Annotated in this window: 11 protein-coding genes; 8 read left to right on the forward strand and 3 right to left on the reverse strand. The window is 69.0% G+C overall.

Annotated elements, in window-relative coordinates:
- The 3 genes from ON31_RS04840 to ON31_RS04850 all read left to right on the forward strand — a co-directional run.
- Positions 1–5,315, forward strand: a 5,315-nt coding sequence (locus ON31_RS04840; RefSeq protein WP_157533590.1) for a non-ribosomal peptide synthetase, incomplete at its 5' end; no start/stop codon positions are given.
- 205 nt (positions 5,316–5,520) lie between these two features.
- Positions 5,521–6,543: an alpha/beta hydrolase gene (locus ON31_RS04845; protein WP_029923589.1), complete on the forward strand. Its 1,023-nt coding sequence runs from the start codon at positions 5,521–5,523 to the stop codon at positions 6,541–6,543.
- 173 nt (positions 6,544–6,716) lie between these two features.
- Positions 6,717–7,955: an Nramp family divalent metal transporter gene (locus ON31_RS04850; protein WP_039809677.1), complete on the forward strand. Its 1,239-nt coding sequence runs from the start codon at positions 6,717–6,719 to the stop codon at positions 7,953–7,955.
- Positions 7,956–8,057: 102 nt separating this feature from the next.
- On the opposite strand, the gene ON31_RS04855 is transcribed toward ON31_RS04850, so the two are convergent.
- Positions 8,058–8,930, reverse strand: coding sequence for a polysaccharide deacetylase family protein (locus tag ON31_RS04855; protein ID WP_039809680.1), 873 nt, complete (start codon positions 8,928–8,930; stop codon positions 8,058–8,060).
- Between the two features lie 65 nt (positions 8,931–8,995).
- Between ON31_RS04855 and ON31_RS04860 the strand changes: the two genes are divergently transcribed.
- Complete coding sequence (locus ON31_RS04860) at positions 8,996–9,367, forward strand: MerR family transcriptional regulator (protein WP_039809684.1); 372 nt, start codon at positions 8,996–8,998, stop codon at positions 9,365–9,367.
- 111 nt (positions 9,368–9,478) lie between these two features.
- On the opposite strand, the gene ON31_RS04865 is transcribed toward ON31_RS04860, so the two are convergent.
- The gene (locus ON31_RS04865) at positions 9,479–10,273 is read right to left on the reverse strand and encodes an enoyl-CoA hydratase-related protein (protein WP_039809685.1); all 795 of its coding nucleotides are present in this window, start codon (positions 10,271–10,273) and stop codon (positions 9,479–9,481) included.
- 140 nt (positions 10,274–10,413) lie between these two features.
- Here ON31_RS04865 and ON31_RS04870 point away from each other — a divergent pair, with 140 nt between their 5' ends.
- Positions 10,414–11,655 carry a TetR/AcrR family transcriptional regulator gene (locus ON31_RS04870; RefSeq protein ID WP_039809688.1) on the forward strand — a complete coding sequence of 414 codons (1,242 nt, stop codon included), beginning with the start codon at positions 10,414–10,416 and terminating at the stop codon, positions 11,653–11,655.
- Between the two features lie 11 nt (positions 11,656–11,666).
- Here the strand turns inward: ON31_RS04870 and ON31_RS04875 are convergent, their stop codons facing one another.
- Positions 11,667–13,178 (reverse strand): aldehyde dehydrogenase family protein, encoded by a 1,512-nt coding sequence (locus ON31_RS04875; protein ID WP_244961392.1) that lies wholly within the window; start codon positions 13,176–13,178, stop codon positions 11,667–11,669.
- Positions 13,179–13,426: 248 nt separating this feature from the next.
- On the opposite strand from ON31_RS04875, the gene ON31_RS04880 reads away from it, so the two are divergent.
- From ON31_RS04880 to ON31_RS04890, 3 genes are read left to right on the forward strand one after another with little or no spacing between them, the layout of a single operon-like run.
- The gene (locus ON31_RS04880; RefSeq protein WP_051036868.1) at positions 13,427–14,422 is read left to right on the forward strand and encodes a daunorubicin/doxorubicin resistance ABC transporter ATP-binding protein DrrA; all 996 of its coding nucleotides are present in this window, start codon (positions 13,427–13,429) and stop codon (positions 14,420–14,422) included.
- Positions 14,419–15,234, forward strand: a complete 816-nt coding sequence (locus ON31_RS04885; protein ID WP_039809693.1) for an ABC transporter permease — start codon at positions 14,419–14,421, stop codon at positions 15,232–15,234. The genes ON31_RS04880 and ON31_RS04885 overlap by 4 nt, the downstream gene beginning before the upstream one ends.
- Positions 15,231–16,094, forward strand: a complete 864-nt coding sequence (locus tag ON31_RS04890) for an ABC transporter permease (RefSeq protein ID WP_039809695.1) — start codon at positions 15,231–15,233, stop codon at positions 16,092–16,094. The genes ON31_RS04885 and ON31_RS04890 overlap by 4 nt, the downstream gene beginning before the upstream one ends.
- Positions 16,095–16,113 lie beyond the last annotated feature (19 nt).

The raw sequence follows: 16,113 nt of genomic DNA on the forward strand, positions 1-16,113 counted from the left end.
CAAACGGCACCGCCCACCAACTGATCCTCCCCCCGTCCCAAGCCATCCCCGACCTGACCCCCACCCCCGTCACCCCCGCCACCCTGCGCGACAGCATCACCACCATCGCCACCACCGGCTTCGACGTCACCACCGAAGTCCCCCTCCGCGCAGCCCTTTTCCACATTCACACAGGCGACTCGGGCATCCACACGGGTGACTCGGGCGACCACTCAAGCGACCCTGGCACCCCCGCAACCGATCCCGAGTACGTCCTGGTCTTCGTCGCCCACCACATCAGCGCCGACGGCTGGTCCATGGGCCCCCTGACCCGCGACGTCATGCTGGCCTACGCCGCCCGCTCCCACGGCGAAGCCCCCACCTGGACCCCGCTCCCGGTGCAGTACGCCGACTACACCCTGTGGCAGCGCGAGGTGCTCGGCGCGGAAGACGACCCACAGAGCCTCATCGCCGCCCAAACCGACTACTGGCGTACCGAACTGGCCGATCTGCCGGACGAGATCAACCTCCCGGCCGATCGCCCGCGCCCGCCGGTGGCCTCCTTCCGCGGCGGCACGGTGAGTTTCCCGATCAGCGCCGAGATCCAGGCGGGCCTGCGGGAGATCGCGCGCCAGCGCAACGCCACCATGTTCATGGTGGTGCACACGGCGCTGGCGGTGTTCCTGTCGCGCCTGTCGGGCACCTCCGATATCGCCATCGGCACTCCGGTGGCCGGTCGCGGCGAGGCCGAACTCGACGATGTGATCGGCATGTTCGTCAATACCCTGGTGCTGCGCACCCGGGTGGCCGGTGAGCTGACCTTCGACGATCTGCTCGCCGAGGTCAAGGACACCGATCTGCGCGCGTTCGCGCACGCCGACCTGCCGTTCGAACGTCTCGTCGAGGTGCTCAACCCGGAGCGCAATACCGCCCGCAACCCGCTGTTCCAGGTGATGCTGGCCTTCCAGAACCTGCACGACAGCAGCTTCGACCTGCCCGGCCTGCGCATCACCCCCCTCGAATCCGATGCGCAGACATCGCAGTTCGATCTGGCGCTGGCCCTGCGGGAGACCGGTGACGCCGGTATCTACGCCGTATTCACCTACGCGCGTGACCTTTTCGACGAGGCCACGGTGGAGGTGTTCGCGCAACGCTTCACCGCGCTGCTCGCGGAGCTCACCACCCGCCGCGACACCCCCGTCGGCGATCTGCCGCTGCTGGATCCGGTCGAGTACGAACTGCTCACCCACGTGCACGGCGACGATGTCATGGCCACCGGCCTGCTGCCCGATCTGCTCACCGCGGGACTGCGGCACGGTCGTGACCGCATCGCCGTGCGCTGGCGCGGCAACTCCATCTCCTACGGTGATCTCGACGAGTACTCGTCGCGGCTGGCACGCCTGCTCATCGACCGCGGCGTGGGGCCGGAAAAGCTGGTGGCCGTGGCGTTCCCGCGTTCGCTCGGCATGGTGATGGCGGTGCTGGCCATCAGCAAGGCCGGTGGCGCGCACGTGCCCATCGACCCGACCTACCCGGCGGACCGGGTGCGGCACATGATCACCGATTCCGGTGCGATGCTCGGCCTGACCTCCAAGGCGTACGCCGATATCCTGCCCACCGAGGTGGATTGGCTGGTCATGGACGACCCGGCCACCGATCAGCTGGTGTCGCTGCGGTCCAACGCGCCGGTGACCGACGCGGATCGCCGTGCGCCGCTGCGGATGCGGCATCCGGCGTACATGATCTACACCTCCGGCTCCACCGGCAGGCCCAAGGGCGTCGTGGTGACGCACGCGGGTGTGGGCGGTCTCGCCGACTACGCCACCTCCCGGTACGACCTGCATCCGGATCACCGGATGCTGCACATCTGCTCGCCCAGCTTCGATCCGTCGGTGCTGGAGTGGGTGTGCGCCTTCTACACGGGCGCGACACTGGTGATCGTGCCCTCGGAGATCATGGGCGGCCCGGAACTGGCCGAACTCATGCGGGCTGAGCAGGTCACCCACGCCATCATCACCCCGGCCGTGGTCGGCACCATGGACCCCGACGGGCTCGAACAGCTCGAAATGCTGTCCGTCGGCGGCGATGTCACCACGCCGGAACTGCTGGCCAAGTGGCAGCCGGGCCGCGTGTACCACAATGCGTACGGTCCCACCGAGACCACCATCATCTCGTCCTACGCGCAGTTGACGCCGGGTCGGCACATCACCATCGGCACGCCGGTGCACGGCATGTCGGCGCTGGTGCTCGACGCCCGCCTGCATCCGGTGCCGCCGGGCGTCGCGGGTGAGCTGTACCTGGCGGGCGGTGCGCTGGCCCGGGGCTACCACAACCGTCCCGGATTGTCCGCCGAGCGGTTCGTCGCGAATCCCTGGGGCGCACCGGGTTCGCGCATGTACCGCACCGGCGACGTGGTGCGCTGGTACGCCGAACCGCAGGACCGCAGCGGCAACCGCGCGCTGCCGTCCATCCAGTGGGAGCTGGATTACGTGGGGCGCAGTGACTTCCAGGTCAAGATCCGCGGCTTCCGCATCGAACTCGGAGAGATCGACGCGGTGCTCGCCAGCCACCCGGACGTCGACTTCGCGGTCACCCTGGGCCGTGCGAACAGCGCGGGCGTCACCATGCTGGTGTCCTATGTGCGCGGAAAGTCCGGCCGGGCGGTCGATCCCGACGCGCTCACCGATTTCGCGGCGCACAGCCTGCCTCCGCACATGGTGCCCGCGGCCGTCGTGGTGCTCGACGAGGTGCCGTTGACGCCGGTCGGCAAGCTGGACCGTGCCGCGCTGCCGGAACCCGTGCTGGCGCAACGGGAGTACCGCGCCCCGGGCACACCGCTGGAGGAGGCGGTGGCGGCCGCCTTCGCCGAGGTGCTCGGGGTGGAGCGGGTCGGTGCGGACGACGACTTCTTCGCGCTCGGCGGCAATTCGCTGCTGGCCACCCGCGTCGTCATCGACCTGCACGAGCGCACCGGGGCGCGGATCGCGGTGGCGGCTTTCTTCGGCGACGCCACCGTCTCCGGGCTGGCCCGGCAACTGGGCATCCTGCTGGAGTCCGAGCAGGACGTCGAGGCAGCCGTGGCGGCCGCCCTCGCGGTGGTGCTGCCGCTGCGTGCCGAAGGGCAGCGACCACCGCTGTTCGTGCTGCATCCGCTGGGCGGATTGTCGTGGTGCTATTCGGGATTCACCCGCCACCTGCCCGTGGAGCAGCCGATCCTGGGCATTCAGACCCCGGCGCTCACCGAGCCGGACTACGCGCCGGAATCACTGGCCGATATCGCGGATCGCTATACGGCGGAGATCCGGCGGGCGCAGCCCGAGGGGCCGTACCGACTGCTGGGCTGGTCGCTGGGCGGCACGCTCGCCCACGCCGTGGCCACGCGCCTGCAGGATGCGGGCGAACGGGTGGACCTGCTGGCCATCCTGGACGGATATCCGCGCGTGGACGACACCGATTTCAGGTCGGCCGTCCGAGAGACGTTCACCAGCCTCGGCGTCGCCGTCGACGACCTGCCGGACACCGGCAATCTGACCGAGCTCGGCGACGCGGCGCTGGCCGCGCTGCACGCCTCCATCGCCGGGGAGCTGGCGACCATGACGCCGGAGCGGCTGCGGCACATCTACCAGGTCGCCATGCGCAGTGTGGAATTGGCCGACGTGGAGCCCACCGAGATGTTCCGCGGCAATCTCCAGTTCTTCACCGCCACCGTCGACCGCACCGAAACCATGCGGCAGTGGTCGGCGGCGGACTGGCAGCCCTACGTCTCCGGCCGGATCGTCGACCACGCGATCGACGTGCCGCACGAACAGATGACCGGTGACGAGGCGCTCGCGGTCATCGGCCCGCGCATCGCCGAACTGCTCGACTCGGCGGAGGAACTGCGGGCGTCGCAGCGCGAGCCCGACGACCACGAGGCGGCGGCGCCCGACCGCGCGCCCCACGAGGCGAGCAGCGCCGTGATCGGCTCACCGTTCGGTCCGGCGGTTCCCGTGGACGCGACGGTCGTGTCGGGAGCGGGAAGCGACCTGGACGCCGATATGTCGTCCGGACCGGTGGAGGTGTCACCGCTGCCGCCGGGTGCGGTGGATGTGCTCGCCGCCGAACCGTCCGGGCTCGTCATTCGCGTCATCACGCTCGATATCGCCGCCGACTGCCCGCCCTGGCGGGTGCGGCAGTCCGTGGCCGCGCTGTTCGAACGGCATCCGGGGCTGCGGGCCCGGCTGCGCCGGGACGCGGACGGCCTGAGCTTCGAGTACCCGGACGCCGATCCGGAGGACGCGGTGGTGTGGCGGTTCGACTGGGCGGGGGAGACCTCCGGCGATCTCGTCGACAGCGTCATCCGCGCCGCCGCCGCGGAACTCGATCCCGACAAGGGGCGCAATGTCCGCTTCGTGCTGCTCGACGCCAAGGAGGTGGACCCCGTCGCCGAGACCGTCGACGAGGCGGCCGCCACGCTGGTGGTGATCGCCAACGGGCTGGTCGTGGACGACACCTCGTGGCGCACCATCATCGAGGAGCTCACCGCGTCCTGGTCCGGCGGGCATGCCACGCCACCCGCCGCCGTCGCCCATCCGGCGGGCCTCGCCCGGGAGTTGGCGCGCCGCGCCGACCACCCGGATATCGTGGCCGAACTGCCGTGGTGGCTCGACGCCTTGGAGGCCGGGCCGATCACCGATGCCGACCCCGCCGGGGGACGCGGCCGGATCACGGTGACCATCACCGCGGAGGGTGCGGGCGCGGTCGACACCGTGGCCCGGCGCTACCAGGCCACCATCGACGAGGTGCTGCTCACCGCGCTGGCCGTCACCCTGCCCGCCCTCGACGGCATGGCCGAGCTGCTCGGCTCGGTGGTCCGGCTGCCCGCCGACGGCCGCCTGTTCGGCGACCCCGACGCCCAGCGCGCCATCGGCGCCTTCACCACCAGCTACCCGCTGCCGCTGCGGCTGAACGCGGTGGACTTCGACGAGATCCGCCAGGGCGGCCCGGTCGCCGGAAGTGTGATTCAACACGTCCGTGACATGTGCCGGACGGTGCCGTCGCAGGGGGTGGGTTTCGGCCTGCTGCGTCACCTCGGCACGGCCGCACCGGAACTCGCGGGCGCGGCGGGCCGGATCGGATTCCGCTACCGGGATCTGCGTCCGGCCCGCGTACACCCCGAAACCGCCGCGCCGGACCTGCACCTGGACATCACCGTCGACACCACCCAGGACGGGTTCATCGCACGATTCGACTACGCCGGAGCCGTGTTGTCCTTGGATCAGGTGAAGGGTTTGGTGGAAGGTTGGGTACAGGCACTGGGCGGGCTGGCCGAGCACGGCCGGGCATCGAATACGTAACATTGACCCCTGTTGTGGCGACTGCATAGGCCGTATGGTCTGTCGAAGTGCTCTGGCCACGGTGTGGAGGCCGTCGGGAGATCCCTGACGGTCGGGGTGGTCGCCAGGACTCGAATTGAAGCGAAGGTGTGAAACATTGATTCGTCGATCTGTCCGGAACGGGGTTGCCGTCGGCCGTCGCCGCGGCGCGCGTGCTGCCGCGCTCATCGCGGCCACCGCCGTACTCACCGGTCTGACCGCCGGCATCGGCACGCAGAGCGCTGTCGCTGACCCGATCATCGACAACAAGAAGCTGCTCGCCGATCCCGTGGCCCCCGACGGGTCCAGGATCACCAAGGCCGAGATGAAGGACGAGCGGAACATCCGCCTCTACGTCTACTCGGCCGCCATGGACGCCACCTATCCGGTCGATGTGCAGCGGCCCGCCGACACCTCGGAACCGCGCCCGACCCTCTACCTGCTCAATGGCGCGGGTGGCGGCCAGGACGACGCCTCCTGGCAGAAGAAGACCGATATCGTCAACGGCTTCCTCGGCGACAAGAACGTCAACGTGGTTCAGCCCATCGGCGGCAAGTGGTCGTACTACACCGACTGGCAGCAGCCCGACCCGAACCTGGGCGTCAACAAGTGGACCACCTTCTTCACCGAGGAGCTGCCGCCGCTCATCGACGCCGCCCTCGGCACCAATGGCATCAACGCCATCGCGGGCATCTCCACCTCCGGCACCACCGTGCTGCAGCTACCCGAGAAGGCTCCGGGTCTGTACAAGGCCGCCGCCGCCTACTCCGGCTGCGCCCAGTTCGCCGATCCGGTCGGCCGTGAGTTCATGCGCCTGACCGTCGAGGTCTGGGGCGGCGGCGAGATGGAGAACATGTACGGTCCGGCCGACTCGCCCGCGTGGGTCGAGAACGACCCGGTCGTCAATGCCGACAAGCTGCGCGGCGTGGAGCTGTACATCTCCACCGGCAACGGCCTGCCCGGCCAGTACGACACGCTGAACGGCGAGTACGCGCTGCCCGGTGCGTACGGTCTGGCCAACCAGCTCATCATCGGCGGCGCGATCGAGGCGGGCACCCAGTACTGCACCGCCAACCTGAAGAACAAGCTGGATTCGCTGGGTATCCCGGCGACCTACAACTTCCGCAACTCCGGCACCCACTCGTGGGGCTACTGGAACGACGAGTTCAAGAACTCGTGGCCGGTGCTGGCCCGCGGCCTGGGGCTGTAGGCGGTAGCCGATCCGAGGTTCGACGCCCCGTCCGCACTGTTGGTGCGGGCGGGGCGTTTTCGTGGGGTGCCGATTGATTTCACCTGGAAACAGGGAGATTGGTCTCTTTTTCGGGGGCTCGCTGAACGATAAGTTCGGTTACCCATAAACTTTGTTTTGTGAGCACTACCGTATTGGCCGACCCGCCGCGTTCCGCATGGCAGCGGGCGCGGTCCGCGGCGGTACTGCTCGGTCCGGCCTTCGTCGCCGCCATCGCCTATGTGGACCCCGGCAATGTCGCCTCGAATATCAGCGCGGGCGCGCAATTCGGCTATCTGCTGGTCTGGGTCATCGTCATGGCGAATGTCATGGCCGCGCTGGTGCAATTCCTCAGCGCCAAACTCGGGTTGGTGACCGGCATGTCGCTGCCCGAGGCGGTGCGCGCCAAGGCCGGCCGCCCGATCCGCCTGTCGTACTGGGCGCAGGCCGAGATCGTCGCCATGGCCACCGATCTCGCCGAGGTGGTGGGCGGCGCCATCGCGCTGAACCTGCTTTTCGGCCTGCCGCTGCTACTGGGCGGTGTGATCACCGGACTGGTGTCGCTGGCCCTGCTGGCCGTGCAGAACCGGCGCGGGCAGCGGCCCTTCGAACGGGTCGTCACCGGCATGCTGGCCGTCATCGCGGTGGGATTCCTGGCCAGCGTGGTGATCGCGCCGCCGTCGGCGTCGGGCACCCTGGGCGGCCTGGTCCCGCGATTCGACGGCACCGAGAGCGTACTGCTGGCCGCCGCCATGATCGGCGCGACCGTCATGCCGCACGCGGTGTATCTGCACTCCGGACTGGCCCGCGACCGGCACGGCAGCCCCGAACCCGGTCCGCTGCGCGCCCGACTGCTGAAGATCACCAAGGTCGATGTGGGCCTGGCCATGGTGCTGGCGGGCACGGTGAACATGGCCATGCTGCTCATGGCCGCCCAGACCCTGCGCGGGCGCGACGGCATCGACACCATCGAGGCCGCCCACGGGGCGGTGCGCGACGTGCTCGGCCCGGGCGCGGCGCTGCTGCTGGCCATCGGGCTGCTCGCCTCCGGCCTCGCCTCCACCTCGGTGGGCGCGTACGCGGGCGCGATGATCATGGATGGCCTGCTGCATCGCACGGTGCCGCTGCTGGTGCGCCGCGTGGTGACCCTCGTTCCGGCGCTCGCCATCCTGGCCGTCGGCTTCGACCCCACCCGAGCACTCATCGTCTCGCAGGTGGTGCTGTCCTTCGGCATCCCCTTCGCCCTGATCCCCCTGGTGCGCTTCACCAGCGACCGTGCGCTCATGGGCGAGGACGTCAACCATCGGGTCACCACCGGGCTGGCCTGGCTGGTCGCGGGCATCATCTCGGCGCTGAACGTGGCGCTGATCTATCTCACGGTCACCGGAGGGTGACCGTGTCCCACGCGGTTTCGTAACCGCTCGTGCGGCGCAGGGGGCCGCACGCAGGGCCGCGCCCCCGTTCCGGACATCCGGAGCGGGGGCGCGCGGCACCGCTCAGGCGCGCGACCGCACGTAGTGATCGGCGATATCGTCGCTCGTCGTCACCCACACGGCCGGATGGTTGGTGATGTAGTCCAGCGCTTCGACCAGATAGCGGTGCCGGAACGCCTGCCCGATCACGAACGGATGCAGGGCCAGGGGCAGTACCCGGCCACTGCCGTCCGCCTCGGCCTCGGCGACCAGTTGATCCAGTTGATCCTTCAGCATCCGGGCGAAGTCGGGTCCGGTCAGGCCCTTGCTCACGAAGATGCCGATGTCGTTGAGTTCCACCGAATACGGCACGCTCAGCATCCCGGGTACGTTCAGGCGGTAGGGCTGATCGTCGTTGGTCCAGTCGAGGACGTATCGAAGCCCCAACTCGGCCAACAGTTCCGGGGTGTCGAAGGTTTCGGTCAGGCCGGGGCCCATCCAGCCGCGTGGCCGCTGGCCGGTGGTCTTCTCGATGGTGGTGACGATCTCGCGCAGCACCGTGCGCTCCTCCTCGCGCACCAGGCCGGTGTGCAGGTGGCTGTTGCTGCTGCCATGCGCCAGCCAGGCCCAGCCGCGCTCCCGGCCCGCCGCGATGATCTGCGGGTAGCGTTCGCCCACATCGGAATTCAACAGTGCGCTGGCGCGGATGCCGTAGGTGTCGAGCGCCTGTATCACCCGCCAGATGCCCACTCGCGGCCCGTAGTCGCGCCAGCCGTAGTTGAGTGCGTCCGGGGTCAGCGCCGTGGTGCCCTCGTAGGTGGCCGTGCCGGGCAGGTCCACGTAGAAGTGCTCGATATTGAGCCCGACATAGAAGGCGACGGATTTGCCGTCCGGCCAGTGCAGCGGGTCGCGTCCGGTGATGGGGCTGTAGTCGAAGAGGGTGACATCCTTGCTCATGCCGCTATGCTGAAACATTGACATAGATGTCAAGGTCAACTGAGATCCGGTGTGAGGTGCGGCATATGCGAATCAAGGAGCTGGCGGAGCGCACCGAGACCTCGCCGCGACTGCTGCGCTACTACGAACAGCAGGGGTTGCTGCGAGTCACACGCTCCGCCAACGGGTATCGCGACTACGACGAGCGCTTCGTGGAGCAGGTCATGCATATCCGCGGCCTGCTGGAGGCCGGCCTCCCGACGCGGGTGATCAAACAGATCCTGCCCTGCCTCGACAACCCCGCCGACATCCACTTCGCCGATGCCACACCGGAAATCATCGCCACCCTGGAAGACCAGCGTGACCGCATGAGTCAGCGTATCGACCTGCTGACTCGCAACCGCGACGCCATGACGCGATACCTGGAATCGCTGCGCGGTTGTGCGCGAGCGGTATGAGAGCGGCCCGGAGGGAACGGGCGGCAGTCGTGCCGCGCGGGATGCCGACGTGCCGGTGTGCCGCGCCGCGCGAACAGACGTGGCGCATGGCCGATGCGGCGTTCCGGTGACTCAGTCCGTGAAGACCGGCTTGCGCTTCTGGAGCATGGCGGCCGCACCCTCGGCGAAGTCCGGCGCCTCCAGAAGCTCGGACTGGCCGACCTTTTCGGCCGCGAGCACACCGTCCAGGGCGGCCAGGGCGGCCTGATGGAGGGTGCGCTTGGTGAGTTCGGTGGCGCGACGGGGACCATTGGCCAGCTTGGCGACCGCGGCCTCCACCCGGGCGTCGAGTTCGTCGGCGGACAGGACATCGGTGACGAGGCCGTGCTGTTTGGCCTTGGCGGCGGGCAGCCGCTCGCCCAGCAGCGCCATCTCGGCGGCCAGTGGACGACCGGCGGCCGCCGCGACCATGGCCGCCGCGCCGCCGTCGGGCATCAGGCCGATATTGATGAAGGCCAGCAGCAGATAGGAGTCCTCGGCGAGGTAGGTCAGATCGGCGGCGAGCGCGAACGCCGCACCGATCCCGGCGGCGGCCCCCCGCACGCGGGCGATCACCGGCAGCGGAGAATCCACGATCGCCTTGATCATGGCGTTGGCGGCGTCCATGGTCATCTCCGAGGTGACGCCGCGCGCCGTCGCCGCGGGTGCGGCCGCGAGATCGGCCCCGGTGCAGAAGTCGCCGCCCTCGCCGGTCAGAACGATGACCCGCAACGCGGTATTCTGCGATGCCGCCCGCACCGTCTCCCCGAGCCCGACCATGGTGTCGTAATCGATGGCGTTCTTCCGCCTGGGGTTGGTGATCGTGATACGCAGTACCCGTCCGTCCGGAACGGCAGTGAAGCCCGGGGTGGTCGCGATTTCGGTCATGGGTGCTCCTGGGTACGCGAACGGCGACGGTGCCGATGTGGTTCGCATTGCCATTGTGGTCCGCATTGCGAATTGTGGTTAACTTAGGTGTACTTGTTCGGCACTGTCAACAGTCGGTGCCACCGAGAAGGAGAAGGTGAATGGTCGCCGATCGCAGCGAGCCGAGACTCGCTTCCGCGCGACCGGACGGCGATGCGACGCCCCGGCGTCGACCCAAGAACCGCAAGGGTCAGATCGTGCGAGTTGCCGCCCGGGCGTTCGCCGAACGCGGCTATCACCCGGTCGGAGTGGATGAGATCGCCGCCGAGGTCGGCATTTCCGGCCCTGCGCTGTACCGGCACTTCAAGAACAAGTACGCCCTGCTGGTCGCCGCCGCCGACATGGGCGCGCAGCAGCTGCTCGACGCCGCCAAGGCCGCCGACGATCCCGAGCTGGAACCGGAACCGCGACTCACCAAGCTGATTCGCGGCGTCGCCGAGTACACCATCGACGTGCGCCGCGAGGGCGGCCTGTACCGCTGGGAGCGCCGCTATCTGGAGCGCGCGGACCGCGATCGCATCCGGGTCATGTACGTGGATCTGCACGAAACCGTGGCGGTGCCGATCCGCGAGCTACGCCCCGACGCCGACCCCGCCGACATCACGCTGCTCACCGCGGCCGTCCTCAGCGCCATCGGCAGCATCACCCACCATCGCACCACGCTGTCCACCACCCGGCTGGTCGGCCTGCTCGACGACATCTGCCGGTCCATCCTGTGCACCGAGCTGCCGCCCGCGCCGCCGCCCGTCACCGGCGACCCCGTCCCGCGCGGCCTGCCGGTCATCTCCAAGCGCGAACAGCTGCTCACCGAGGCCATCCGCATCTTCGGTCGGCAGGGCTACCACGAGGCGAGCATCGAGGAGATCGGTGCGGCCGCGGGCATCAACGCCTCCAGCGTGTACCGCTACTTCGCCAGCAAATCGGATCTGCTGGCCGCGGCGTTCCATCGCACCGGCGAACGGGTGGCCATCGCCAATGCGGAGGCGCTGGCGGAGGCCACCAGCCGCGCCGACGCCGCCGTGCGCATCGCCGAGCGCTTCGCGCGGATGACCTTCACCATGCCGGAGATCCTGCCGGTCTACTTCGCGGAATTCTCCAATCTGCCCGCCTCCGAACAGCATCGGCTGCGCTCCATCCAGCGTCAGAACGTGCTGGAGTGGGCCAACCTGCTCGACGGCGATCCCGTGGAGGCGCGCTTCCGGGTGCACGCGGCCATCGCCCAGGTGATCGATGTGGGGCGGCGCATCAAGTTCGACGCCCGCCCCGAGAACATCGCGCGGGTGAGCACGCTCATGCGCGCCGTGCTGCTCGGCGCCGACGCGACCGCCCCCGTGCGGAACTGACGATTACGCCCTCACACTCGGTGCCGGAGCCGGAAGATCATGCGCGCCAAGCGCAGATGCTGCGGATGCCGTTCGAAGGTGGACTGCTCGACCGGATCGCGCCGGTGCTTCTCCGTGATGGTGAGCGGACGGGCGAAATCCCGCAGCCGCTGTTCGTCGCGCGTTCGGCCCGGACCGTCGGTCCCGTAGACCGGAGCCGAGTTCACCGTCACCACTTCGGTTTTCAGCCGTTCGGCGAACTCCGGCACGCTGCGCACGTCCCGGGTGAAGACGGCGACCGAGCGGGAGCGGCTACCGAGCCGCTCCACCGCCTCGTCCATGCCGCGCACCTTGTTCACCACCAGCACCGGCCCGACCGCGTCCCCGCTGAGCGCCAGGCTCACCTCCGGTACCTCGGTGAGCACGATCGGTTCGATGTAGGGCGTGCGAATGGAGTCCAGTCCGCCGACCACCGCCTGACCGCCGCGGCTGAGCGCGTCGCGCACGTGGCGGCGCACCACGTCGGTCTGCGACTCCAGCGTCATCGGCCCGTAGGAGGCGCGCCGGTCGGCCCCGGGGCGCAACTGACGCGCTTGCGCCGCAACAAGATCCAGGAACGGCTCGTACACCGACTCGGCCACGTACGCGCACTGCACCCCGGCCGGATTCTGTCCGGCATTGGCCATGGCGCCGAAGACGGCGGCCGCGGCGGCCTCGGGCAGCCGGGCGTCCACCTGCACCACCATGGCGCCCCGGCCGCCCTGTTCGACGAGCAGCGGTGTGGAGTGCTGGGCGCACAGTGCGGTCACCTCGCGGGCCCCGGCGGGGGAGCCGGTGTAGGAGATGGTGGCCAGCCGCGCCCGGCACAGCGCCGCGGCTGTCGTGCTGTCACCCGTGACCACCTGCAGTACCGGTTGATTCGGGGCGAGGCGGCTCCAGCTGTCGGCCAGCCAGGCGCCGATGCCGGGGGTGAGTTCACTGGGCTTGAGCACCACCGAGTTACCGGCGGCCATGGCGCAGGCGATGCCGTTCATGGCGGTCAGCACGGGGTTGTGCCAGGGGCTGAGCACACCGACCACGCCCAGTGGCCGATAGCCGACCGATGCCTGCCGCGTGTGCCGGAATCGTCCGGTGGTTCGTCGTCCGAGTACCTTCTCGGCGCTGCGGGCGGCCCAGTGCAGATGCTCCACCGCGGCGGTCACCTCGATGGCCGCGTCCAGCCGCGGTTTGCCGGTTTCGGCGCTGACGAGGTCGACCAGCTCGCGGGTGCCCCGCGCCACGGCACGCTTCCAATCCAACAGCCAACGTTTACGCCCGTCGAATCCGATTGCCGCCCACCACTGTTCGGCGGCGTGCGCGGCGCGGACGGTGCGGGTGACCTCGCCGGAGCCCATGATGGCGTAATCGCCCACGACCTCGCCGGTGCGCGGGTCGTAGGACGTCAGCACCTTCGGTCGGCCAGTTCCTCCCGGGTGCGCTGCCGTGCGTGGCTGCGCGGACTCGGCCATGATCACCTCTCGCAGGCCGGAAAAACGTCTCCCCATGGCTCAGACTATGGTCCGTTCGGCGTACCCGACAAGGTTCGGAATGCCGCACGGACCGGGTGGTCTGTGTCATGACCAGCGGCTATCCGGAAACCGTCGAGTTTGTGACCAAGGACACAGGGCGGCCATAGATGCTTCACCGAAGCAACGAACGAGCATCTGCCGCGCCGGTAACATCACGCGGGGCGGAGGGGATCATCCCCACCGGAGGCGAAATCGTCCCCGCCGTAGCCGATAGTGGAGAGTTGATGCCGAGCTTGGACAAACCGGAGTCGAACACCGCCAGTGTGGGCGGCGACCCGGCGGTGTACGTCGAAGACGTCCGCAAATCCTTCGGCGAGGTACACGCCCTGCGCGGCGTGAGCTTCACCGCGACGCGCGGCAGCGTGCTCGGCATCCTCGGCCCCAACGGTGCGGGCAAGACCACCACGGTCAAGATCCTGTCCACCCTGCTGCGCCCCGACTCCGGCACCGCCCGCGTGGCCGGACACGATGTGCGCTCCGATCCGGCGGGGGTGCGCCGCTCCATCATGATGACCGGGCAGTACGCCGCCCTGGACGAAAACCTTTCCGGTCGTGAGAATCTCGAGCTGTTCGGCCGCCTCATGGGCCTGTCCCGCAAGGCCGCCCGGCAGCGCGCCGACACCCTGCTCGAGGAGTTCGATCTCACCGGCGCCGGGCGTCGTGCCGTGCGCGGCTACTCCGGCGGCATGCGCCGCCGCGTCGATATCGCCTGCGGTCTGGTGGTCCGGCCCGAGGTAGTGTTCCTCGACGAGCCGACCACCGGGCTCGACCCGCGCAGCCGCCAGGGCGTGTGGGATCTGGTGTCCGCGCTCAAGACCCAGGGCATCACCGTGCTGCTCACCACGCAGTACCTCGAAGAGGCCGACATCCTCAGCGACAACATCATCGTGATCGACAAGGGCACGGTCATCGCCGAGGGCACCGCCGACGAACTCAAGCAGAAGACCGGCGGCAGCTACTGCGAGATCGTCCCGCTCGACCCGGCCCAGCTGGCCAAGGTCGCCGACGCGCTCGGCGACCTGGTTCCGGCCGCCGTGCACGCCGAACTGGACACTGCCGAACGACTCTCCATCCCCGCCCCCGACGGCGCCGCCACCCTCGCCGAGGCCCTGCGCCGCCTGGACGGCGCATCCGTGCAACTCGCCGACATCGGCCTGCGGCGGCCCTCCCTCGACGACGTCTTCCTGGCCCTCACCGGGCATTCGGGCAGGCAGGCATGAGCACAGCACTGGCCGCCGAGCCCGAGTCGGAGCTGTTCGCGGGGCTACCGGCCGCGAAGCCGTCCAGCCTCGCACAGTGGTGGGCGCTCACCGCGCGCATCGTGCGGGTGATGGTCACCAAGGGCGAACTGGTGGTCGCCGTGATCACGCCGCTGGTGTTCACGGTCGGCTTCTACCTGCCGCTGCGGGCCATCATGAACCTGCTCGGTGTCGACTACGCGCAGTACGTCATGCCGATCATCGTGCTGCAGACCATGGCCTTCACCATGATGTCGAACGCGCAGATGGCCGCCTTCGAGGCGATGACCGGCCTGACCACCCGCATGCAGACCATGCCCATCGGGTCGCTGGTGCCGCTGCTGGCCCGCATCAGCGCCGGACTGGTGCGGTCGGTGACCTCGCTGACCGCGGCCCTGATCTGGGGGCATCTGATCGGGTTCCGATTCGTCGCCGGGTGGGGTCAGGCCATCCTGTTCTGCGTCTTCTCACTGCTGGTCGGCACCGTGCTGGCCATCGGCGCGGACGGGTTGGGCTCGCTCACCAAGAGCCCGGAATCGCTGAGTCAGGCGCTCACCCTGCCGACGCTCATCTTCGGCATGCTGTCGTGCGGGTTCGTGCCCGAGTCCCGGTTCCCGGAGTGGATCCAGCCCTTCGTGCGCAATCAGCCCATCTCCCAGTTCTCCTTCGCACTGCGGGACATGGCCGCGGGCGGGGTCACCTGGGACGTGCTCTGGGTGCCGCTGGTGTGGCTGGGTGGTCTGTCCGTGGTATTCATCCCACTGGCGATCTGGGCGAGTGTGAGGCGGTCATGAGTACGGTCGAGAACAGCGCCGCGGCGGCCGTGGCCGACCGGGTGCCGAGCAATGTCCCGCTGCCGGTGGTGCCCCCGCGCTCCGAACGGGCCTTCACCACCTTCGTCGAGCAGAGCCTGATCCAGTGCAAGCGCATGCTCATGGGCTGGGCGCGCAATCCCGCGGTCACCGTGCAGGTGCTGCTGTACCCCGCACTGACCCTGCTCATGTTCGACGTGGTGCTGGGCGGTTCCATCAAGCAGGCGACCGGTATGCCCGCCATCTACGGTCAGGTGCCGATGGTCATGCTGGTCGCGGCCATGACCGGCGCGGTGGTGAGCGCACTCGGCTTCAAGGTGGAGAAGGTCACCGGACTGCTGAGCCGGTTCTGGACCATGCCCATCCACCGCGCCGCCGGACTGACCGGCCGCCTGCTCGCCGAAGTGGTGCGCGTCCTGGTCACCACGCTGTTCGTGCTGATCGTCGGCATCGCCCTGGGCTTCCGATTCTGGAACGGCCCGCTCGCCGCGATCGCCATGATCGCGATTCCGGTGTTGTTCGCGGTGGGCTTCGCGGTGTTGGTGACCTCGCTGGCGACGATCAGCGAGGGCGTCGTGCTGGTCCAGATGGTCGGCATCGTGAGCAACCTGCTCATGTTCTTCAATACCGGATTCGTGCCGATCGGGGCGTATCCGACCTGGCTGCAACCGATCGTCGAGAACCAGCCCATGAGCTGCGCCATCGACGCCATGCGCGGCCTGGCCTGGGACGGTCCGGTGGCGGTGCCGCTGCTGAAGACTCTCGCCTGGACCGTCGGCATGGTCGTGCTGTTCGTCTACCCGGCGATCCGCGGCTATCAGCGCGCCGCCGAGACGGCCTGACCGCCGGGTAGGCGCTACC

The organism is Nocardia otitidiscaviarum NBRC 14405 (genome assembly GCF_000308635.1).
GTDB lineage: Bacteria > Actinomycetota > Actinomycetes > Mycobacteriales > Mycobacteriaceae > Nocardia > Nocardia otitidiscaviarum.